Annotated in this window: 19 protein-coding genes; 12 read left to right on the forward strand and 7 right to left on the reverse strand. The window is 61.4% G+C overall.

Features of this window, described 5'->3' with window-relative positions:
* Positions 1-4 precede the first annotated feature (4 nt).
* The 3 genes from V5B59_RS10610 to V5B59_RS10620 all read right to left on the reverse strand — a co-directional run bounded on the left by V5B59_RS10610 (position 5) and on the right by V5B59_RS10620 (position 3,254).
* Positions 5-955 carry an XrtA-associated tyrosine autokinase gene (locus tag V5B59_RS10610; RefSeq protein ID WP_034908994.1) on the reverse strand — a complete coding sequence of 317 codons (951 nt, stop codon included), beginning with the start codon at positions 953-955 and terminating at the stop codon, positions 5-7.
* Between the two features lie 9 nt (positions 956-964).
* Positions 965-2,524: an XrtA system polysaccharide chain length determinant gene (locus V5B59_RS10615; protein ID WP_169069861.1), complete on the reverse strand. Its 1,560-nt coding sequence runs from the start codon at positions 2,522-2,524 to the stop codon at positions 965-967.
* A 94-nt stretch (positions 2,525-2,618) separates the two neighbouring features.
* Positions 2,619-3,254 (reverse strand): XrtA/PEP-CTERM system exopolysaccharide export protein, encoded by a 636-nt coding sequence (locus tag V5B59_RS10620; RefSeq protein WP_169069870.1) that lies wholly within the window; start codon positions 3,252-3,254, stop codon positions 2,619-2,621.
* Positions 3,255-3,626: 372 nt separating this feature from the next.
* Between V5B59_RS10620 and xth the strand changes: the two genes are divergently transcribed.
* The gene (gene xth, locus V5B59_RS10625) at positions 3,627-4,394 is read left to right on the forward strand and encodes an exodeoxyribonuclease III (protein ID WP_169069860.1); all 768 of its coding nucleotides are present in this window, start codon (positions 3,627-3,629) and stop codon (positions 4,392-4,394) included.
* Between the two features lie 32 nt (positions 4,395-4,426).
* Here xth and rsmA read toward each other — a convergent pair whose 3' ends face one another.
* The 4 genes from rsmA to lptD all read right to left on the reverse strand — a co-directional run bounded on the left by rsmA (position 4,427) and on the right by lptD (position 10,537).
* Entirely contained in the window at positions 4,427-5,218 is a 792-nt protein-coding gene (gene rsmA, locus V5B59_RS10630; RefSeq protein ID WP_034908942.1) for a 16S rRNA (adenine(1518)-N(6)/adenine(1519)-N(6))-dimethyltransferase RsmA, read from the reverse strand.
* Positions 5,219-5,222: 4 nt separating this feature from the next.
* Positions 5,223-6,227, reverse strand: a complete 1,005-nt coding sequence (gene pdxA, locus V5B59_RS10635; RefSeq protein WP_034908945.1) for a 4-hydroxythreonine-4-phosphate dehydrogenase PdxA — start codon at positions 6,225-6,227, stop codon at positions 5,223-5,225.
* A gap of 4 nt (positions 6,228-6,231) precedes the next feature.
* Entirely contained in the window at positions 6,232-7,482 is a 1,251-nt protein-coding gene (locus V5B59_RS10640; RefSeq protein WP_332351864.1) for a peptidylprolyl isomerase, read from the reverse strand.
* 61 nt (positions 7,483-7,543) lie between these two features.
* A complete protein-coding gene (lptD, locus tag V5B59_RS10645) occupies positions 7,544-10,537 on the reverse strand; it encodes an LPS assembly protein LptD (RefSeq protein WP_332351865.1) in 2,994 nt (997 codons plus the stop codon).
* A gap of 247 nt (positions 10,538-10,784) precedes the next feature.
* Here lptD and V5B59_RS10650 point away from each other — a divergent pair, with 247 nt between their 5' ends.
* The 11 genes from V5B59_RS10650 (at position 10,785) to V5B59_RS10700 (ending at position 20,529) form a co-directional block, all read left to right on the forward strand.
* The gene (locus V5B59_RS10650; RefSeq protein WP_169069857.1) at positions 10,785-11,807 is read left to right on the forward strand and encodes an aminoglycoside phosphotransferase family protein; all 1,023 of its coding nucleotides are present in this window, start codon (positions 10,785-10,787) and stop codon (positions 11,805-11,807) included.
* Positions 11,807-12,517, forward strand: coding sequence for an N-acetylmuramate alpha-1-phosphate uridylyltransferase MurU (gene murU / locus V5B59_RS10655; protein WP_034910999.1), 711 nt, complete (start codon positions 11,807-11,809; stop codon positions 12,515-12,517). Before V5B59_RS10650 ends, murU begins: the two co-directional genes overlap by 1 nt.
* A complete protein-coding gene (locus V5B59_RS10660) occupies positions 12,495-13,802 on the forward strand; it encodes an aminopeptidase P N-terminal domain-containing protein (protein ID WP_034910997.1) in 1,308 nt (435 codons plus the stop codon). The genes murU and V5B59_RS10660 overlap by 23 nt, the downstream gene beginning before the upstream one ends.
* Positions 13,795-14,955, forward strand: coding sequence for an FAD-dependent monooxygenase (locus V5B59_RS10665; RefSeq protein WP_169069856.1), 1,161 nt, complete (start codon positions 13,795-13,797; stop codon positions 14,953-14,955). Before V5B59_RS10660 ends, V5B59_RS10665 begins: the two co-directional genes overlap by 8 nt.
* Positions 14,956-15,115: 160 nt before the next feature.
* Positions 15,116-15,889, forward strand: coding sequence for a septum site-determining protein MinC (minC, locus tag V5B59_RS10670; protein ID WP_169069855.1), 774 nt, complete (start codon positions 15,116-15,118; stop codon positions 15,887-15,889).
* Between the two features lie 103 nt (positions 15,890-15,992).
* On the forward strand, positions 15,993-16,814 hold the full coding sequence (gene minD, locus V5B59_RS10675; protein ID WP_034910990.1) for a septum site-determining protein MinD: 822 nt from the start codon (positions 15,993-15,995) through the stop codon (positions 16,812-16,814).
* 2 nt (positions 16,815-16,816) lie between these two features.
* Positions 16,817-17,083 carry a cell division topological specificity factor MinE gene (gene minE / locus V5B59_RS10680; protein WP_034910988.1) on the forward strand — a complete coding sequence of 89 codons (267 nt, stop codon included), beginning with the start codon at positions 16,817-16,819 and terminating at the stop codon, positions 17,081-17,083.
* 98 nt (positions 17,084-17,181) lie between these two features.
* Entirely contained in the window at positions 17,182-18,195 is a 1,014-nt protein-coding gene (gene ubiU / locus V5B59_RS10685) for a ubiquinone anaerobic biosynthesis protein UbiU (protein WP_169069854.1), read from the forward strand.
* A gap of 9 nt (positions 18,196-18,204) precedes the next feature.
* Complete coding sequence (locus V5B59_RS10690; RefSeq protein ID WP_169069853.1) at positions 18,205-19,122, forward strand: U32 family peptidase; 918 nt, start codon at positions 18,205-18,207, stop codon at positions 19,120-19,122.
* On the forward strand, positions 19,119-19,571 hold the full coding sequence (gene ubiT / locus V5B59_RS10695) for a ubiquinone anaerobic biosynthesis accessory factor UbiT (protein ID WP_034910110.1): 453 nt from the start codon (positions 19,119-19,121) through the stop codon (positions 19,569-19,571). The genes V5B59_RS10690 and ubiT overlap by 4 nt, the downstream gene beginning before the upstream one ends.
* Before the next feature lie 16 nt (positions 19,572-19,587).
* Complete coding sequence (locus V5B59_RS10700) at positions 19,588-20,529, forward strand: DMT family transporter (RefSeq protein WP_248594750.1); 942 nt, start codon at positions 19,588-19,590, stop codon at positions 20,527-20,529.
* The last annotated feature ends 53 nt before the right edge of the window (positions 20,530-20,582 follow it).

Genomic DNA, 20,582 nt, shown 5'->3' on the forward strand with positions numbered 1-20,582 from the left:
CTGTTCAAGAGCCATCTGAACCATAGCCATAGCCATAACCGTAGCCGTAACCGTAGCCGTAACCATCCTGGGTGGCTGTGCGCGCCTGATTGAGCAGCATCAGCTTGACCGGGCAGGACTCGATGGCTGCCAAAGCGTGCTTGACGTCACTGCGAGCAGTACGCTCGGCTTTCACCACAACGACCACCTGCCCCATATGGCTCGCCAGCACCCTTGATTCGGTGGTCATCAGCAGCGGTGGCGAATCGAAAATGATGATCCGGTCCGGGTAGCGATTGGCCATTTCGTCGAGCAGGCCGATCATGGCTTCGCTGGCCAGGAGTTCGGTCGCACGCGGATGCTGCGTGCCACTCGGCAGGATACTCAGCTTATCCACGTTGGTTCTCATCAAGACCTGCGACAGTGCAATCGACTCATCCGTCAGCACGTCGAGCAGGCCCGGTGCCGGGGGCAAACCGAGCATCTTGAGCACGGAGGGCTTCGGTACATCCGCATCGACCAGCATGACCGTATTGTCCAATTCCATGGCGATGCTCATCGCCAGGTTGATCGCGGTAAAGGTCTTGCCCTCGCCGGAAATCGCACTGGTCACCATGATCAGGTTGCCCCGCTTGATCAGTGTGGCGCCCTTGCCCATGGCGTTGGCAATCAAGGGCCGCTTGATGACCCGATATTGATCTGCAATCTGGGATCGCGGTGCGTCCGGGCTGATCAGACCGGTGGCTGCAAGAGCATTCAGGTCAAGCTCGATCCGGCGAGACTGTGGCACACTCGCAGACACGGTGGTCGAGGAAGGAACGACCTGCGGCCGCGCCAGGGTCGACTGTGGCTGGGCGGCAACCGGGGCGCCCAAATCGGATGCTGGTGGCTCATGCGCAGCGATCGGCGCAGGTATCTCGACCCCTGCCTTACGCAACTGTTCCAGACGCTTCGCCGCTTGTTCAATGAGGCTCATCAGTTTTCCTCAGGCAGTACGGGCGGAAAGAAGGAAAAAAGCGAGAATCCCCGCTCCATAGACACCGAGGAGCGAGACACAGGCCGCAGCAAAGCGAAGCAAGTCCTTCCTTTCGCGGCTTTTCCTCCCCTCGTCAGCGACCAGGGAGACGGTTCCCAGGAGCGGCAGGCCGCATGCTTCCCTGAGAGAACGTGCCTCAAAAAATACTGGACGTAGCTGACTGGCCGCAAAAGTGACCGCCACTCCGGCAGCCAGTGCGAGGAGCAGTGTCAGCGGGAGAAACAGGGCGCGATTGGGAGCGACTGGTTTCGGAGACGCCCGCGGCGGATCGATCAGGCGGAAATCAACCCCGGCGACGTTGTCCATCTCGCTCCCGAGGGTGGCCGATTCACGCCTTTGCACCAGTTGTTCGTAATTCTTCTTGTTGATCTCGTAGTCGCGATTGAGCTGCGCAAACTCGGCTTCGATCTGGGGTACGAGAGTGACTGCAGACTTCAAACGATCGTAACGTGCCTGATACTCGGCAACCCGGGTCTGCAATGCAGCGACTCTCGCCTCGGTTTCAGACAGGGAAACTTTCAGTTGCTGATACACGGGATTGGTATTCACCGAAGAGTCCGGATTGGTAAGCGCCGTCTTGCGGCGAGCAACGATCTCCTGCTGCTTCTGCTCCTCCAGTTCCTTGATCAGGCGGCGGGTACTGACCACGTCCGGATGCTTCTCGGTGAAACGCTGCAGCATCGCGTCCTGATTGCGCTTGAGGACGTCTATACGACTGTCGATTTCTGGAATCGACACGCCAGCAATTGGTTCTTGCGAGGCTTCCGGCAGCAAAACCGGCTCCTCACCAAGGATCTGGCGTTTCAAGGCGTCGCGGGAATGTTCCGCCTCGCGCAATTCGAGGCGGCTCTGTTCGAGGAGGGCAGCAGCGGCACTCATACGACTGAAGTGATCCTTGCCCTCTGCACTCTCATTCCCCAGGTTACGCAGCTTGAATTGCTTCAGCCGCCCCTCGGCCTCCTCAAGTTTCTTCTCGTACGCTGCGATCTCTTTGTCCAGGAATTTGCGGGCCGATTCCGTATCCTTGCGCGAGTCGCCGAGATTGGACTCGACAAAGATCGATACCAGCGACTGCACCACACGCTTTGCCTGCTCCGGCTGGGTGTCTCGATAGTTGATCGTATAGATGTTGTCACGCGTCGTATTGTTGATCTTCAGCGACGCCATCAAGGCCTCTGCCAGCGCATCCCGCTCGCTTTTCGACTCGATCTTGAGGTCGAGATCCGCCATCCGGATCAATTTTTCCACATTCGGTCGGGTAATCAAGGTACGACTCAGCATCATGACCTGCTGATCCACGTTGGGCTGTGTCACCAGGCCGGTCATCAGCGGCCGGAGGATCGTTTGGGTATCGACATAAATACGTGCGGATGCCTCGTATTTGTCGGGAATGGCCAGAACCGCGGCAACACTGGCCGCGCCAACGACCCAGGCGACGATAATTCCCAGCCAGCGGCGCTGCCACATGCCACGCAGGATCGCGGTCGCTTGTCGAAGCAGTTCATCCATCGGATTCAGACTTTATCAGTAGCGGTTGATGGGGCACCCGTTGCATCACGCAACAGAAGGGAAGTCAGGTATTCCAGAGCAGGCCAGAGAGCGATCAAAACCAGCTCTGCGGAATGATCAGTATATCGCCGGGTTTCATGTCCACATTGGCCGAGACGTCCCCACGCCGGATCAAATCCGTCAGACGAACGCTGTACTGCTGCCTGCTGCCATCTGTACCAGCACGCACCACCGAGGCCCCGTTACCATCGGCGAAATCGGTCAGACCACCGACCGCGATCATCACGTCGAGCAGTGTCATGTTCTGACGGTACGGTAGCGCCTGCGGCTTCGATGCCTCCCCGACAACCCGAATCTGCTCACTCTGGTTTCCTACGAAACTGGTGACCACGACCGTCACGACCGGATCCCGAATGAAGGTCCCAAGCGCCTTCTCCATGTCCCGTCCCAGAGCCGTCGGGGTCTTGCCCATGGCCGGCATGTCCTCGATCAGCGGGCCTGCAATCATTCCATCTGGACGCACAGGGACAGACATCGAGAGTTCCGGATTGCGCCAGACAATGATATTCACACTGTCGCCAGGCCCGATGATATAACGATAGTCTGCCGAAGCTGCCGAGGCTGGTGCCGGAGGATACGACGAGCACCCCACCAGCAGCGATCCCAGCACACCGAGCAAAATCCAACGAAACAAAACGCCAGTCACATCATGCAGGCGTGTAACAACCATCATGCTCTCCTTTGTAGTCGCCAACTTGGAAACGGTTTCCCGCAGGTTTACGGCAAGTCTCGACGATGTTGCTCCGACGGGTTGCGTCAAATGCGCCACAGTATAGTGGAATTGGCCGGGCGAACAAATGTATGCCCAAGTCCCTTGCTGCTTCCTGCCCGCTCAAGTGGGTCAATGGGTCGGCACCGGAAGGCTTCGAGCAGGCGCAGGATACGTGCTGGACGGGCTTGCACAAGAGAAATAACGCACATTTCCCCAAATTTCCATCATCCGACAAGGCAGCAAAGCCACGGACAGTACGATAACATACCCATATCGGTATCGATTACCGTTACTTGACATGCTCAATCTCATCAATTCTTTCGGTCAAACATGAAAATTGCCTCGTGGAATGTCAACTCACTCAAGGTCCGCCTGCCGCAACTGCTCGCATGGCTGGCTGCACAGCAAGCAGACGTCGTTTGCCTGCAGGAAACCAAACTTCAGGACCAGGACTTCCCGAGTCAGGAAATCGCGGCCATGGGTTATCACGTCGCTTTCTCGGGACAGAAAACGTACAACGGTGTTGCCCTGCTGACGCGCGCAACGCCGACGGATATCGTTTTCGGCAATCCGCTCTATCCTGATGAGCAGAAGCGCCTGCTTAGCGCAACCATCGGCGGCATTTGTGTGGTCTGCGCCTACGTCCCGAATGGACAAGCCATTGGCAGTGACAAGTATGCTTACAAGCTCGAGTGGCTGGATGCACTCGCCAGGTGGATCACCGAAAAACTCGACGCCAATCCACAACTCGTCCTGGCTGGCGATTTCAACATTGCACCGGATGACCGGGACGTGTACGACCCGATCGCGTGGGCCGGGCAAATCCTGTGTTCGGAGCCGGAACGTGCCGCTTTACAGCGTTTGCTGAATCTCGGACTGACCGACAGCTTTCGCCTCTTCGCCCAAGCCGACAAGAGTTTCTCGTGGTGGGACTACAGGATGCTCGCTTTTCAGAAAAACCGGGGGCTGCGGATCGACCACATCCTGCTGTCCAGACCCCTCGCCGATCGCTGCAGGGCCGCCGCAATCAGCCGGGAAGTACGCAAACTCGAACGTCCGTCGGACCACGCACCGGTAACCGTTGAATTGGCCGACTGATGCCCGCCACTCAGGAATAGCTGCCGCACGCGCTACTGGCGCTCTATCTTGAGGCTGTTGGCCAGGCGAATGTAGTCGTCAACCGACAGATCCTCGGCGCGACAGGCTGGTGAAATGCCAAGTACTGCCAGCAGGGAATCGTCAACCAGGCCACTGAGACTGTTGCGCAGCATCTTGCGCCGCTGTGCGAAGGCCGCCGACACCAGCTTGGCGAACAGGGGGGCGTCGATCGCCGACAATGCTGCTGCTGGACGCGGAATCAGACGCACGACTGCCGAATGTACCTTTGGCACGGGATTGAATGCCTCTGGCGGAACATCAAGCAGCCTGTCCATCACGAATCGGTACTGCAGCATCACCGACAGGCGCCCGAATTCGCCACTGCCGGGTGCCGCGACCATGCGCTCGACGACTTCCTTCTGCAGCATGAAGTGCATATCGCGCACGCAGTTGCCAAAGCCGGCAAGATGAAACAGGAGCGGCGTCGAAATGTTGTAAGGGAGATTGCCGACGATGCGCAGGCCAGTACCTGCGGTGTTGGCCAACTCACCGAAAGCGAAAACCAGCGCATCGCCTGCGTGCACCGTCAGCTTCCCGGGCGCATACGCCTGCCGCAGCCGGGCGACGATATCGCGATCGATCTCGACCACATGCAGATGGTCGAGCCGCCGCAAGAGCGGGCCGGTCAAGGCGCCCAGCCCGGGACCGATCTCGACCAGCAGGTCGTCCCGCTGCACCGCCAGCAGATGGACGATGTCGGCGATGAGCTGCTGATCGACCAGAAAATTCTGGCCAAAGCGCTTGCGCGCGACATGTGGTCTCATCCGATCAGCCCTTGCTGCGGGCTCGTTCCACCATCTCGATTGCCTGCTCGATGGCCACCAACAGGCTGCCGGGATCCGCTTGCCCGCTGCCCGCGAGTTCGAGCGCGGTGCCATGATCAACCGAAGTGCGGATGATCGGCAGACCCAGAGTGACGTTGACGCCATGACCAAAACTCGCGTACTTGAGCGCCGTCAGCCCCTGGTCGTGGTACATCGCCAGAACGCAGTCGCCGCGTGCCAGCACCGGCGGTGAAAACATCGTGTCGGCCGGTAGCGGCCCGAGCAGTGTCATGCCTTCTTCGGCTCGCAGCCTGTCGAGCACCGGGATGATCACGTCGATTTCTTCGCGGCCCAGGTAGCCGCCTTCGCCAGCATGCGGATTCAGCCCGGCAACCAGGATGCGCGGTCGGGCGATGCCGTACTTGCTCCCCATCTCGCGATGCAGGATGCGCAGCGTTTCTGCAACGGCGGCGTCGGTCACGGCGGCCGGCACATCCCTGAGCGGCAGATGCGTCGTCACCAGCGCCACGCGCAGACCGCCACCGGCCAACATCATCACCACCCGGCGCGTGCCCGTCCGCTCGGCCAGGTATTCGGTATGGCCGGTGAAAGGAATTCCGGCATCGTTGATCACCCCCTTGTGCACCGGCGCGGTGACCATCGCGGCAAATTCTCCGGACAGGCATCCGGCGAGCGCGCGGTCGAGCAGCGCCAGCACGTACGGCGAATTGGCTGGAGCCAAGCGGCCGGGATGGACTTCGGCCGCCAGGGGTAGGTGGAGAACGTCCAGCGTACCCGCCCGCGGCGGCAGCGACGGATCCCAGTCACGCAAGCGGTCGGGCAGGTCCAGCGCTGCCGCTCTCGCCGCGAGCAGAGAACGATCCGCGAGGACGACGATGCGTGCGGGAAACGGCCGTTGGCGCGCGCGCTCAAGCAGGCGCAGGCAGATCTCGGGACCGACTCCGGCCGGTTCGCCGGCCGTGACGGCAATCGCTGGCAAGAACCCCATACGCTCAGCCTTCCTCCAGGCGAATTTCCACATACGCCCGGTCGCGTGCCTGGCGTAGCCAGTCCTGGTAGGCCTCGTCGCGCTTGCGTTCACGCAGCGTCTGACGCGCCGCCGCGCGTTGCCGCTCACTCGACACGTCCTGGACACGGCGCTCGAGCACTTCGATCAGGTGAAAACCGAAAGGCGACTGGACCGGTTGACTGAGTTCACCCGGCGTGAGGAGATTCATTGCCCGCTCGAACTCCGGGACGGTGTCGCCAGGGTAGATCCAGCCAAGATCGCCGCCTTTGGAAGCCGACCCATCCTGTGAGAAAAGCCTGGCCAGCTCGGCAAAGCTTTCACCGTGCCTGATCCGCGCCTGCAAACCCTCCAGCTTGTGCCGGGCCTCCGACTCCGAGACGACTTCGTTGACCTTGATCAGGATGTGCCGCGCGTGCGTCTGCTCGACCGCCTGTGCTGCACCGCCGCCGCGTTTGGCCAGGAGCTTGATCAAATGGAAGCCGTTCGAACTGCGCAGCACCGGCGACACCTCACCTGCCTTGAGCTTGAGACTTGCCTCGGCAAACATCGTGGGCAGGCGATCCAGCGAACGCCAACCGAGATTGCCTCCCTTCATGCCGTCCGGAGCATCCGAATAGGCAGCCGCGAGCTGCGCAAAATCCTCGCCCTTGCTTGAACGGTCGAGTACCTGCTCGGCTTTGGCACGCAGCTTCTGAATCTGCTCTGGACTTGCCGACTCAGGCGCTCGCAGCAGAATATGCGCCAGCTGGTACTCTTCCCCGGCACCTCCCTGCCCGGACGCACCGGCGAGGTAGTTGTCCACTTCACCGTCGGAGATGAAGATCTTGCTCTCCACCTCGCGCTCGCGCAGGCGGGCAATCGTCATTTCCGCGCGAATCTCTTCACGAAAACTCGCAAACGTTATCCCGTCCCTTTCCAGTGCCGCCCGGAACTGGGCGAGCGAAAAATTGTTGCCGGCAGCAATACGCTGCAGCGCCTGTTCAAGTTGCGTATCGTCAATGCGCAGGCCCATGTCGCGTGCCTGCTGCAACTGCACCTTGTCCATCACCAGACGTTCGAGCATCTGCTTTTCGAGCACATTGCGCGGTGGCGGCGACATGCCCTGCCGCTGCAACTGACCCAGCGCAGAGTCGAGGCGCGAACGCAACTCGTGCTGCGTGATCACTTCGTCATTGACCACCGCAACGATACGGTCGACTGCGATCGGCTGGCCAGGTGTCCGAGTCTGTGCCATTGCCATCCAACCAGGCAGGTGGCCAGAAGCACGCTGCGAAACAGAATAATCATCTCTACACCTACCATTCAGCCAAAGCTGGATCAGTTGCCGGTTGACCCACAGCGTATCCGGGAACCCTGCGCTGGAGAACAGTCAGCGGATTCGTGCCGATGCTCGACAAACCAGTCAAGTCGAGTTGCACGAAGAACTGCGTGGTCGAATCGGCCTGGGTTGTCTGGATACGATGGGCCACCGTACGCAGCACCCAGCAACCCGCGTGGTACTCCAGCCCGCCAATGATCTCGACCGGGGTGGAATTGATCAACGAATAATTGTAGCGACCGACCGCCTGCCAGCGAGCGTTGATCGGCCATTGCCCGGAAATGTCGAACTCCTTGATCGGCGTCGCTGCATCGACATTGTAACGGTAACCGGCATTCAGCACCTTGCCAGGCCCCGGCAGATAACGCGTACCCAGCGAATAACGCTGGAAGCGCTGATCGTTGATATCGTACTGCACGGCAGCGTCAGCGTACAGGCGTGGCAACAACTGGCCACTGAATGCAGCCAGCAAATCGGACTTGTCCCATTTGCGGTCGCTCGTCCTGGCCTGCGTTCCCGGCAGGACGACCCGGTTGTCGGCAAAATAGAAGACTTCGCCAACCATCGCCCGCATGATTTCGCTCCCGGAAGATGGATCGACGAGACGGGAAGCCACTGCAGCGGTCAATTGGTTGGCGTTATTGATGCGATCCCAGCCGGAAAACTGGTTGTCGGCAAATATCTGCGCAAAATTGAAGTCGGCAAGAGCGGTGTCGAAAACCGGGATGTTGTTCTGGTTCTGGTATGGGATGCTCAGGTAGAACAAGCGCGGCTCCAGCGTCTGGGTATAGTCACGACCGAACCAGTTGCTCGATCGCTCGAAAGTCATCCCGGAATCGACGCTGACAATCGGCAAGGTGCGACTGATCGAAGTGGGAAGAACCGTTGCCGATGTCGGATAAGATAGTGAGTACTCGGTAAAGTTGACCCCCAGGCGCGGGATTACATACCACCCCGGAGTAATGTAGGGTAATGACACCTGCGGCTGCAACACGATCCGCTGCCCTTCAACCTTGTCTGCGTCGGGGTGAACGAAAGCAGTGTATTGCCCGAAGAAAGCGCTGTCGGTGGAGAACAGATCCGGCTGTCTCGCGTTCACCGTAATCTGCGGCAACAAGCGATACGGCTTGGCCACCGGATTCTTCGGGTCGGGCTGCAGCGTCTGGAAAGACTGCAGATTGGCAGTCGCGTTCCACCAACCACCACCACCGTAATTCAGTACCCCCTGCTGCAGGAGCTGTGTCTTCGAGGTACTGGTGATTTGACTGGAGAGATCGGTGTAGTAGTTGTTGTCCGAAACCTTGGTGTAATTGATCGTCCCGGAGAACCCGTTGGCCAGGGTCTGGTTGTGATTCAGCACCACGCCCCAGCGGTCAGTGTTCGTCTTCCGGTCGTCCGGGAGGTATTCGGCCAGAGCCTCGCCGCGATACGTTCCACCATACGCCGCGTTGAGATAGCGAAAGTCGGTGCCGAGCTGAAAGCCGCGTTTGCTGAGAATCCGGGACTCGACTGTCGCGTCCATGTTTGGCGCGATATTCCAGTAGTACGGCAGGACGAACTCGAAGCCGCTATCACTGCTCGATCCATAGCGCGGGATCAGAAAACCGGACTTTCGTTCGTTGTTCAGCGAAAAGGAGGCCCACGGGGAATGCAGGATCGGCACCCCGAGAAAGTGCACCGTGGCGTCGTCACCGCTGCCCACATCATTATCGTAGTCGAGCTTCAACTCGGCAAAACTGAGATACCAGTCGTCGTTGCCCGGCTTGCAGGTCGTGTAGGTGGCAGAGGTCATACGATACTGATTTTCCCCTTCGAGATCGATGCGCTCAGCCTCACCACGCGCCTCCGTCAACTCGTTTGCCGGCTTTGCTGGACTCTTCAGCTTGGTCTGCCCGGGCTTGATGCCGAGCACGCGCGGTGCGGCGAAACCGGTCTCCGATTCGTCCTGCACCTCAGCCCAGGGCGAAGGCGATTTCTTGCCGGCCGGCGTCGCCGTCGCAGCCTGCCGTTTGACGAAGTACGAAGCCTGGTCGAAGAAACCGACCTGATCCGCGATTTTCAGACGCGCCTTCGGACCGGAAATGAGGTCTTCACCTTGTTCGATGCGCACATTCCCGATGGCCTCGACCTCGTCGTCAACCGGCCAGTAGGTCAGGCGGTCAGCAGTCAACACCGTGCCGACCTTGCGCAATTCCGCGTTCTCTTCGGCCACCACCTCGCGGTCCACGACACCCGAGATTCGCTGGGCGCTCAGGAAAACCGGTCGTGGCACCTTGCTCTCCGACGCTGGCGGCAGCATCTCCGGTGCCATCCGTAATGACAGCGATCCAGCCTCGGGCACCGGCTCAGCCGGCGAGGAAGCAAGGCGTGAGGACCCGGCTCGCGAGGGCACCGCAGACACGAGAGGCTTCGCCGCCGTCGTCGGCGCACTGTCCACTGGCGAAGCGATCTCTGCCGCAACCGGGACGTTCGCGGCAGCTCTTTCTGCCGGCGATTTGCGCAGTTCGGCCTCGGCCTGCGGCGCCGGGGCAGGCGGTTCCGGCATCGGCCGTGTCTCGACGTTCGCGGCAGCTCTTTCTGCCGGCGATTTGCGCAGTTCGGCCCCGGCCTGCGGCGCCGGGGCAGGCGGTTCCGGCATCGGCCGTGTCTCGACGTTCGCGGCGGCTCTTTCTTCCGGCGACTTGCGCAGTTCGGCCTCGGCCTGCGGCGTCGGGGCAGGAGGTTCCGGCATCGGCCGTGTCTCGACTACTGGTGCCTGCACAGACCTGGCCTCTGCAGCAGGCGGGTCAGAAGGTACCGCGACCGGTCTGGCAACCGGCTTCACCGGCGGCAAACCGAGCAGGACTGGATCGACCCGGAACGGTACCGAACTCTGCCCCCGTACCTGGCCAGCAAAGCTTGCAGCAAGTGTGCCGACCACACTGCAGCAGAAGATCAGGGTCAGCGGCTTGCGCCGAGAAGGAAAGGTCATTCCGGAGTGGTCGGTAAAGGATACGTCAGGTTGTTCTTTCGGAAGGCGCTTTGCGGCACCGATCGGATGATAAAATCCATTCATTTTAACATCATCGTCCAACGGACATGATTTTTCCAGGCACCCTGCAATCACGAAATTCATGCCTTTATCCTACCCCCAACCCCCAACCCCCAAGCCCTCTGCCATTGTCGAGGGAAGATTCGTGAGTCGCTGACGCGACACTTCCACGCCAAGGAGAAACGGCATGCCGCGTACTGCATTGCTCCGTGACTGGGTGCAAACCCTTTTCGAACCGGAATTCCCTGTCGCCGAGATCCGTATCGAACCCGCCTCGGCCGACGCCAGCTTCAGGCGCTACTTTCGCGTCACGCTGCCGGATCAGAGCACGCGGATCGTCATGGACGCGCCGCCCGAAAAAGAAGACTGCCATCCCTTCGTGCATATCGCTTCGCTGTTTCACGAGGCGGGTGCACATGTCCCCGAAGTCATCGCCCACGATCTTGCGCAGGGTTTTCTGCTGCTTTCTGACCTCGGCAGTACCACCTACCTGAGCGCCCTGCAGGACAGGAAGACAGCGCCCCAACTCTATCGCGACGCCAACAGCGCTCTCGTGGCGATACAGTTGGCCAGCCGGCCCGGAGTCCTTCCCGAGTATGACCACAGCCTGCTCAGCCGCGAACTCGCGCTCTTTCCCGAATGGTATCTGGGCCGGCATCTTGGCCTGACCCTGGATGCCGGAATGCAGAGCACGCTTGACGCAGTTTTTGCCGCGCTGCTCGCCAACAATCTGCGACAGCCACAAGTTTTCGTCCATCGCGACTACCATTCGCGCAATCTGATGGTCATTGGCGGAAGTTTCCCGGCCAACCCAGGCATCCTGGACTTCCAGGATGCCGTCCATGGTCCGGTGACCTACGATCTCGTCTCGCTCTATCGCGACGCCTACATCGAGTGGCCAGAAGAACAGGAACTCGATTTCCTGATCCGCTACTGGGAAGCAGCGCGCCAGGCCGGGCTGCCGGTGCACGCCGACTTCCATGACTTCTACCGCGACTACGAATGGATGGGCGCACAGCGCCAGCTCAAGGTGCTGGGTATTTTCGCCCGCCTCTGCCACCGTGACGGCAAGCAGGATTACCTCAAGGACATGCCGCTGGTGATGCGCCATCTACGCCGAGCCTGCGAGCGCTATGGCGAATTGCGAGCTCTCGCGCGCCTGCTCGACACGCTCGAGAAGCGAACAGCCGACGTCGCTTACACCTTCTGATGAAAGCGATGATTCTCGCTGCCGGTCGCGGTGAGCGCCTGCGGCCACTCACCGACACGACGCCAAAACCACTGCTGCGTGCCGGTGGCAAGGCGCTGATCGTCTGGCACCTGCACCGCCTGGCGGCAGCCGGCTGGCGCGAGGTGGTGATCAACCACGCCCACCTAGGCGAGCAAATCGAAGCGGCGCTCGGCGACGGCAGCGCCTTTGGCCTCAGCATCGCTTACTCGCGCGAACCAGCCGGAGCCCTGGAAACCGCTGGCGGCATCGCCGCCGCACTGCCACTGCTCGGTGAACAACCGTTTCTGGTAGTCAACGGCGACATCTGGTGTGACTGGGATTTCGCTCGCGCCCACCTGGCGGCGCAAGCGCTCGACCAGTGCCGTGCCCACCTGCTGCTGGTCGACAACCCGCCGCACCACCCCGAGGGCGATTTCCGCCTCGCCGGTGAGACCTTGCTGAGTGCTGCCGACACGCCCGGAGATGCCCTGACCTACGCCGGCATTGGTGTCTTCTGGCCGGATTTCTTTGCCGCCGTCCCCGCCGGCGCGGCGATGAAGCTACGCCCGCTGCTCGATGACGGCATTGCCCGGGGAGTCATCCGCGGCGAACGACACCACGGCCGCTGGGTCGACGTCGGCACCCGCGAACGTCTCGCCGAACTCGATATGGAGCTTGCAGAAGCGCATGCATCACCAACCCTACTCTGATCGCCGCCAGCAGCTTCTGGCTCGCCTCGGTGATGGCGTCGCCGTCATTCCCACCGCACCCGAGCGTCTGCGCAACCGCGATGCGCATTACCCGTATCGTTTCGACAGCTATTTCTGGTATCTGAGCGGCTTTCCCGAGCCCGAGGCAGTGATCGTGCTGCTTGGCGGCAAGCAAGCCCGGTCGATCCTCTTCTGCCGCGAGAAGAACGATGAGCGCGAAGTCTGGGACGGCTTCCGCTACGGACCACAAACCGCTGCCGAGGCCTTCGGCTTTTCCGAAGCGCATCCGATTGCCAGTCTCGAACAGAAACTGCCCGAGTTGATCGCCAACCGTAGCGTCCTCTGGCACTCGCTCGGCCACGACGCCGATTGGGACCGCCGCATTGCCAATGCTCTGAATTCGGTTCGCGCCGAGAGTCGCAGCGGCACACGCGCACCCGGCGAAATCCGTGATCTGCGCAACTTGCTCGACCAGATGCGACTGATCAAGGACGCCCACGAAATCGACTGCATGCGCCGCGCCGCCGACATCGCTTCGGCCGGCCACGCCTGCGCCATGCGCGCCTGCCGGCCAGGCATGGCGGAATACGAACTGGAAGCCGAACTGAGCTACGAATTCCGCCGCCGCGGTGCCGACGGACACGCCTACACCCCGATCGTCGCCGGCGGAAGCAATGCCTGCATCCTCCACTATGTCGAAAACAACCGCTTGCTGGCCGCGCATTCGCTGGTACTGATCGATGCTGGTTGCGAGCTTTCCGGGTACGCATCTGACATTACCCGGACCTTCCCGGTCAGCGGTCGCTTCAGCGCGGCGCAACGCGAAGTTTACGAAATCGTCCTCGCCGCCCAGCAGGCAGCGATTGCCGCGGTGCGTCCCGGGGTATCGTTCATGGATTATCACCAGGCGGCGCTGCGCGTTCTCACACAAGGCCTGATCGACCTCAAGCTGCTCACCGGCAGTGTCGACGGCGCCATCGAGAGTGCCGCGTACAAACCCTGGTATATGCACCGTACCGGCCACTGGCTGGGTCTCGACGTCCACGACGTCGGCGAGTACCGCAAGAGCACTGCGGAAGAGGACTGGGTGAGCCTGAGTGCAGGCATGACCCTGACCGTCGAACCCGGCCTGTACCTGCGTCCCGCAGCGAATGTCCCGAAATCTCTGCATGGCATCGGTGTGCGCATCGAAGACGATCTGCTGCTGACTACCGACGGCTGCATGGTCTACAGCAGTGCGCCAAAATCGGTCGCCGAAATCGAAGAAGTGATGCGCCATGACTGAGACCATCGATGCGGTCGATATTGCCATCGTCGGCGCCGGTCCGGTCGGCATGACGCTGGCGCTGGCGCTGGCCGGTGGCCCGTTCAGTGTGTTGCTGATCGACAGCCGCCGGCGCGGCGCCTGGGCCAGTGACCCGCGGGCGCTGGCTCTATCGTACGGAACCAGGCAACTTCTCGAAAACCTCGGAGCATGGAATGTCAACGCCGGCACGCCGATCGAGACCATCCACGTCTCGCAACGCAGCGGCTTTGGCCGCACGCTCATCGACGCGGCGGACTACGACATTCCAGCACTGGGCTACGTGATGCGTTACCGTGATCTGGCGGCCAACCTGGATGCCCGCATCGAATCTTCACGGCTACTGAACGAATGCGCAGTCATCGCCATCCGCCTCGCTAGGGAAGCCGCCGAGATCACGCTGGACGGTGGTAGCGACGGCGGCCCGCGCTGCATCTCTGCACGCCTCGTCGTCCATGCCGAGGGCACTCCCGGCAACGATCCCGACGTCAGGGTGTACGATTACCGGCAGCATGCCGTCGTTGCCGAAGTCCGCCCGCTCGCTGCGCACGTTCGTCGGGCATGGGAACGTTTCACTCCTGACGGCCCTCTCGCCTTGCTACCCTTGGGTCAGGACTACGCAGTGGTGTTCAGCGTGCCGCCCGAAAAGGCCAGCGAGTTGCTTCAGCTCGACGAAGAACACTTTCTCGCTGCCCTGCGCGCACCCTTTGGCGGTCACGTCGATTTCGTAGGCAGCGGCTCACGCGCCAGCTTTCCGCTCGCGCTGCGCATCCGCCAACAGCTCAGCGCTCCCCGACAGGTGTGGATCGGCAATGCCGCGCAAAGCCTGCACCCGGTCTCCGGACAGGGCTTCAACCTCGGCCTGCGTGATGCCTGGGAACTGGCCGAAACCTTGCGCACCAACATCAGCAGCGACGCCGGCGAGGCAAGCACCCTGGCCACCTACGCCCGACGCCGGCGCATCGACCGCAGCGCTAGCATGGCGTTTACCGATGGCCTGGTCCGCCTCTTTTCCAACGATCTGGGGCCACTGCGGGTGGTGCGTGGGCTGGGGCTGCTGACCCTTGACCTGCTGCCACCGCTACGCCACTTTGTCGCCCGTCGCATGATCTGGGGAGCCAGGGCCTGGCCTTGAACGCGCGATCTGGTGGCCTGTCGATCCAGCGCATGCAGCTTCCCAGCAACCGAATGAAGCCCGCCGGCGTATTTCGCTTTGTTGCCGATTCGGCTAGACTTCGCCGCTTCTCCAGCCGCTGGCTGACGCGATCTTTTCCATTCACCTCCCTGACGGCGCCATGCAGCGAACAAACAAGACAATCCAACTGATCGAGTTCAAGGGAACCACGTTACCGGTGGTCGTGGTCACTCTGCGCACCCTGCAGCCGGAAGCACTAGCCGAAGCGGCCAGCAGGCTCTTCGGTGATGATGACTTTTTCGACGGTGACGCCGCATTGCTCGAACTGGCGCAACTCGCCGATGTACCCGAGGCCGACTGGCGGCGCGTCAAACAGGTGCTGAAGGCACACGGACTGAACGTCATTGGCGTACGTGGCGGAAGCGAAGAACTCCGCTACAGCGCGGCCTTTGCCGGCTTGCCGACCTACGCTGCCGGCGAACGTGCGATCCCTGTGCACGACAATACGGCCGCACCACCACCGCCCGTCACCGAGCCAGCCCCCAAAGCGCCACCACCGACGCCCGCAGCCGCGAGCGCGCCAGCGCTGTTCATCGACCGGCCATTGCGTTCGGGACAGCAGGTCTATGCACGTGGCGGCGACCTGGTGGTTCTGGCAGCGGTCAATGCCGGCGCCGAGGTCATTGCCGATGGCCACATTCACATCTACGCGCCCCTGCATGGTCGCGCACTTGCCGGTGCCAGCGGTGCTGCCGGGGCACGAATTTTCTGCACCCGCTTCGATGCCGAACTGGTTTCGGTGGCCGGGTTGTACCGGACCTTCGATGGCGGGGTTCCGGTCGAGCTGGCCGAGAAACCGGTGCAGATCAGGCGCTCGCAAAAGCCTGGTGAAGAAGCGAGCACCCTGATCGTCGAAGCATTGCGGATCGACTAGCGGCGATGACGCGCGCGGCCAAGCTCCGGCAACCTGTAGAGCCAGGTAACAGAATACTCATTCTGCGGGTAGAATCTTTTCTTTCACTTGCGGGGAAAAATCCGTGACACGTATCGTCGTCGTAACGTCCGGCAAGGGTGGAGTCGGCAAAACCACCACCAGCGCCAGCTTCGCTTCGGGCCTCGCCCTGCGTGGATACAAGACTGCCGTCATCGATTTTGACGTCGGCCTGCGCAACCTCGACCTGATCATGGGCTGTGAACGCCGCGTCGTCTATGACCTGGTCAATGTCCTCCATGGCGAATCGACACTTACCCAGGCATTGATCAAGGACAAGCACTGCGATAACGGCAATCTCTTCGTGCTGCCTGCTTCGCAGACCCGCGACAAGGATGCGCTGACCGAAGAAGGCGTGGAAAAGGTTCTCAAGGAGCTCGAACACATGGGCTTCGATTACGTCGTCTGTGATTCACCGGCAGGGATCGAGCGTGGTGCGGTGATGGCTCTGACCTTTGCCGACGAAGCACTGGTAGTCAGCAACCCGGAGGTTTCCTCGGTGCGCGACTCCGATCGTATCCTCGGGATCATCCAGGCCAAATCGCGGCGCGCCCTGCTCGGTGGCGAGCCCGTCAAGGAACACCTGCTGATCACCCGCTATTCGCCGAAGCGCGTCATGGAAGGTGAGATGCTGTCCTTCAAGGATGTGCAGGAGATCCTGCGCGTGCCGATCATCGGCGTCATTCCCGAATCCGAAGCGGTGCTGCAGTCATCGAACGCGGGCACCCCAGTGATCCATCTGACGGATACTGACGTCGCCGGCGCGTACCTCGACGTGGTTGGCCGCTTTCTCGGCGAGACCATCCCCCTGCGTTTCGTCGACTATGAGAAGCCAGGTCTCTTGAAGCGACTGTTCGGGGGTAGATGAGCATGTCCCTGTTCTCCCTGATCTTCGGCAGCAAACCCAAGACGGCAGCGATTGCCAGGGAACGCCTGCAGCTGATCATTGCCCACGAGCGCAATGGCAGCATCAGCACGCCGGATTTCCTGCCGGCCTTGCAACAGGAGCTGATGTCCGTCATCGCGAAGTACGTGTCGGTCAACCCTGAAGACATCAAGGTGTCGTTGGAAAAACAGGGAAATTTCGAAGTGCTGGAAGTCAACATCGTCATGCCGGAAGGTGGCAGGAAACTCTGATTGCTCGCTTGCAGGAGCAATCGGCGGCAAATTGACGAGAATCAAGTGCTGCATTCCAGGCATGCCTATACTGCGTATTTCGCTCGACGAGGGTTCGCATGCCGCGCCAGAAAATTCCCCAACTGATTTGTCCCGCCGGCAGCCTGCCGGCGCTCAAGGCGGCGGTCGATTACGGTGCCGACGCGGTTTATCTCGGTTACCGCAACGACACCAATGCGCGTAATTTCGCCGGCCTCAACTTCGATCAGAAAGCCATGCTCGAAGGCATCCGTTACGCGCAGTCGCGAGGCCGCGGCGTGCTGATGGCGATCAATACCTTCGCTCAGCCCGGACGCGCCGCCGACTGGCAGCATGCCGTCGATGGTGCGGCCGGACTCGGCGTCGATGCGGTGATCCTGGCCGACGTCGGCTTGCTCGACTACGCCAGCAGGCGTCACCCTGGCCTGCGTCTGCACCTCTCGGTGCAGGGCTCGGCAAGCAGCTACGAGGCGGTCAATTTTGCCCACCGCGAGTTCGGCATCCGGCGCGCGGTGCTGCCGCGCGTGCTGACGCTGGCGCAGGTCGAGATGGTGATCCGCAACACGCCGGTGGAGATCGAGGTATTCGGATTCGGCAGCCTGTGCGTGATGAACGAGGGGCGCTGCTGGCTGTCTTCGTACGCTACCGGCGAATCGCCGAATACCGTCGGCGCGTGTTCGCCGGCAAAGTACGTGCAGTGGGACCGCTCGCCGGGACAGATGACGACCCGCCTGAACGGTATCCTGATCGACAGCTTCGGCGACGACGAGCCTGCCGGTTACCCGACACTGTGCAAGGGGCGCTTCGAGGTGGACGGCGAAACCTACTACGCACTCGAAGAACCGACCAGCCTCAATGTCCTGGAAATTCTGCCGAAGATCGCCAGTATCGGCGTCGCGGCGATCAAGGTCGAAGGACGGCAGCGCAGCCCGGCCTATGTCGCGCAGGTCACCCGCGCTTTGCGCGCGGCGCTCGACGAACTCGCCAGGGACGCGCGGCACTTTCATGTCAAGCCAGAGTGGCAGGCTGAACTGGCACGCGTCGCCGAGGGCAGCCAGGTGACACTCGGCGCCTATAACCGCCCGTGGCGATAGGGAGGCACAATGAAACTCGCTCTCGGACCACTGCTCTACTTCTGGCCGAAACACGAGGTCTTCGAGTTCTATGCCGAAATGGCGCAGAATCCGGCGATCGACATCCTCTATGTCGGCGAAGTGGTTTGCTCACGCCGCCAGCAACTCCGCGTCGCCGACTGGCTGGGACTGGCACGCGACCTCAGTGACGCCGGCAAGGAAGTGGTCATTTCGGCACAGGCACTGCTCGAATCGGAAAGCGATCTGAAGGCGCTGCGTCGTCTGCTGGACGAACTCAGCGAAATTCCGCGCTGCCAGTTCGAGGCCAACGACCTCGGCGCGGTGAACATCGCCGCCGGCAGGCCTTTTGTCGCCGGCCCCCATCTGAACATCTACAACGAAGTGACGCTGGCCACTTTTGCCCGCTACGGGATGCGCCGCTGGCTGCCGCCGCTGGAGGGTGACCGTCGGCTGATCGAAGCGCTGCATCGCAGTCGCCCGGCTGGTGTCGAGACCGAGGTCTTCGTTTTCGGCAAACTGCCGCTCGCCTACTCGGCACGCTGTTTCACCGCACGTCGCTATCACCTCAACAAGGACGACTGCCAGTTCAAGTGTCTCGACCACCCCGAAGGAATCACGCTGCGCACCCGTGAAGGGCAGCCGTTTCTGGCCATCAACGGCATTCAGACGATGTCGGCACAGACCTACAACCTGTTGGCGCAGATCCCCGAACTGCTGGCGATGGGCGTCGAGGTCATCCGCATCAGTCCGCAGCCGCAGACCATGGCAGCGATCATCACCGCTTTCGACAGTGCACGCCATTCGCAGGCAGTCGAACCCGATCCCGTCGGCTGGGCATGCGAAGGGCTGGTCAACGGTTACTGGTTTGGCAAACCCGGCATCGTGCAGCAGACTACTGTCGCAGCACGGCAAGGAAGCTGTATATGAACAATGGTTTTTCGATTCCCCGTTTCAGGCTGCCGATCCTGGTCTCGGCGATCGGCGCACACCTGCCGCAATGGCCACACTCGCTGGCGCTGGCAACGGCGCTCAACGCTGCGGCCAAGCTTGGGGTGCTCCCCGCGGACAATCTGGCGCAACTCGAAGGGCGCTGCTTCGTCATCGAAGTCCTCGACGTCGGTGGGCAGGCATCTTTCAACTATTACAAAGGCATTTTCCGGCCGCTGTTCAAGGTTCCGGAAGTGCCGGATCTGTGCTTTCGCGCCAACCTTTCGGCTTTTCTGCAACTGCTGGTGCGCCAGGAAGATCCGGACACGCTATTCTTCAACCGCGAGCTGTCGATCGTCGGCGATACAGAACTGGGTCTGTTGGTCAAGAACATGCTGGACGCCATCGAGTGGCCGCCACTGCCGAAGGCGCCGATCTTCCGCCACTGACCGGGTGCAACCAGAGTTGCTGGTCCACCGCGCCCTTGTCGAGGGCGTAGCCTGCGCACTCGGCGCCGGTCTGCTGTGGGGGCTGGTGTTTGTCGTTCCCCTGATGCTGCCCGACTATCCACCGGCAATGCTTTCCTTCGGTCGCTACCTCGGTTTCGGAATCATCGCGCTGCTGCTCGCCTGGACCGACCTGCCGCGCCTGCAACAATTGCAGCGGCAGGACTGGCGGATGGCTTGCGAACTGGCGCTGGTCGGAAACCTCCTCTACTACCTTTTTCTCTCGGCGGCGATCCAGCTCGCCGGAGCCCCCTTGCCGACGATGCTCATCGGCACGCTGCCGATCGTCATTGCGCTTGTCGCCAACTTCGGTGCCGAAGCCCTACCCTGGCGTCGCCTGCTGCCTTCGCTGGCGGTGATCGCGAGCGGCATCGCGCTGGTGAACCAGCATGAGATGGCGCTGCTCGATGGCCAGCGCAGCCACCATGACCATCTCCTGGGAGCGCTGCTCGCCATCGCTGCAGTACTTGCCTGGACCTGGTACCCGGTACGCAATTCCCGCTGGCTGCGCCAGCGACCGGCGCTCGCTTCCGGTACCTGGGCGATCGCCCAGGGCCTGGCGACGCTGCCGCTGGCGGTCATCGGCATGGCTGGTGCCGGCCTGTACTTGCATGGGTCGAGCAGTTTCGACTATCCACTCGGACCACAAGCGCTACGCTATGTTGGCCTGATGCTGACCCTGGGACTGTGCGCGTCTTGGCTTGGTACGCTGCTCTGGAATCGTGCCAGCAAGCTGCTGCCGACCGCTCTCACCGGCCAGTTGATCGTTTTCGAAACGCTCGCCGCTTTTGCCTATGCCTTCATCTGGCGAGGCGCGCTACCCGGCAGCACGGCACTGATCGGTATCGTCTTGCTGATCGGCGGCGTGATTCTCGGGGTACGAGTATTTCGGCCGGCCTGAAGGGTGAAGATATCTGCCAGGATGATCCGCGGAAAGAATGCGGACTTCCGCGC

Source organism: Candidatus Accumulibacter contiguus, assembly GCF_036625285.1.
Taxonomy (GTDB): Bacteria; Pseudomonadota; Gammaproteobacteria; order Burkholderiales; family Rhodocyclaceae; genus Accumulibacter; species Accumulibacter contiguus.

Bases quoted from the DNA above. Each gene is read 5' to 3' on its own strand.
- lptD (WP_332351865.1), bottom strand. From the start codon at position 10,537: ATGACCTTTCCTTCTCGGCGCAAGCCGCTGACCCTGATCTTCTGCTGC.
- ubiU (WP_169069854.1), top strand. From the start codon at position 17,182: ATGCCGCGCCAGAAAATTCCCCAACTGATTTGTCCCGCCGGCAGCCTG.
- V5B59_RS10690 (WP_169069853.1), top strand. From the start codon at position 18,205: ATGAAACTCGCTCTCGGACCACTGCTCTACTTCTGGCCGAAACACGAG.
- minE (WP_034910988.1), top strand. From the start codon at position 16,817: ATGTCCCTGTTCTCCCTGATCTTCGGCAGCAAACCCAAGACGGCAGCG.
- V5B59_RS10610 (WP_034908994.1), bottom strand. From the start codon at position 955: ATGAGCCTCATTGAACAAGCGGCGAAGCGTCTGGAACAGTTGCGTAAG.
- minC (WP_169069855.1), top strand. From the start codon at position 15,116: ATGCAGCGAACAAACAAGACAATCCAACTGATCGAGTTCAAGGGAACC.
- pdxA (WP_034908945.1), bottom strand. From the start codon at position 6,227: ATGGGGTTCTTGCCAGCGATTGCCGTCACGGCCGGCGAACCGGCCGGA.
- V5B59_RS10650 (WP_169069857.1), top strand. From the start codon at position 10,785: ATGCCGCGTACTGCATTGCTCCGTGACTGGGTGCAAACCCTTTTCGAA.
- xth (WP_169069860.1), top strand. From the start codon at position 3,627: ATGAAAATTGCCTCGTGGAATGTCAACTCACTCAAGGTCCGCCTGCCG.
- V5B59_RS10665 (WP_169069856.1), top strand. From the start codon at position 13,795: ATGACTGAGACCATCGATGCGGTCGATATTGCCATCGTCGGCGCCGGT.
- V5B59_RS10620 (WP_169069870.1), bottom strand. From the start codon at position 3,254: ATGGTTGTTACACGCCTGCATGATGTGACTGGCGTTTTGTTTCGTTGG.
- rsmA (WP_034908942.1), bottom strand. From the start codon at position 5,218: ATGAGACCACATGTCGCGCGCAAGCGCTTTGGCCAGAATTTTCTGGTC.
- V5B59_RS10615 (WP_169069861.1), bottom strand. From the start codon at position 2,524: ATGGATGAACTGCTTCGACAAGCGACCGCGATCCTGCGTGGCATGTGG.
- ubiT (WP_034910110.1), top strand. From the start codon at position 19,119: ATGAACAATGGTTTTTCGATTCCCCGTTTCAGGCTGCCGATCCTGGTC.
- V5B59_RS10660 (WP_034910997.1), top strand. From the start codon at position 12,495: ATGCATCACCAACCCTACTCTGATCGCCGCCAGCAGCTTCTGGCTCGC.
- V5B59_RS10640 (WP_332351864.1), bottom strand. From the start codon at position 7,482: ATGGCACAGACTCGGACACCTGGCCAGCCGATCGCAGTCGACCGTATC.
- murU (WP_034910999.1), top strand. From the start codon at position 11,807: ATGAAAGCGATGATTCTCGCTGCCGGTCGCGGTGAGCGCCTGCGGCCA.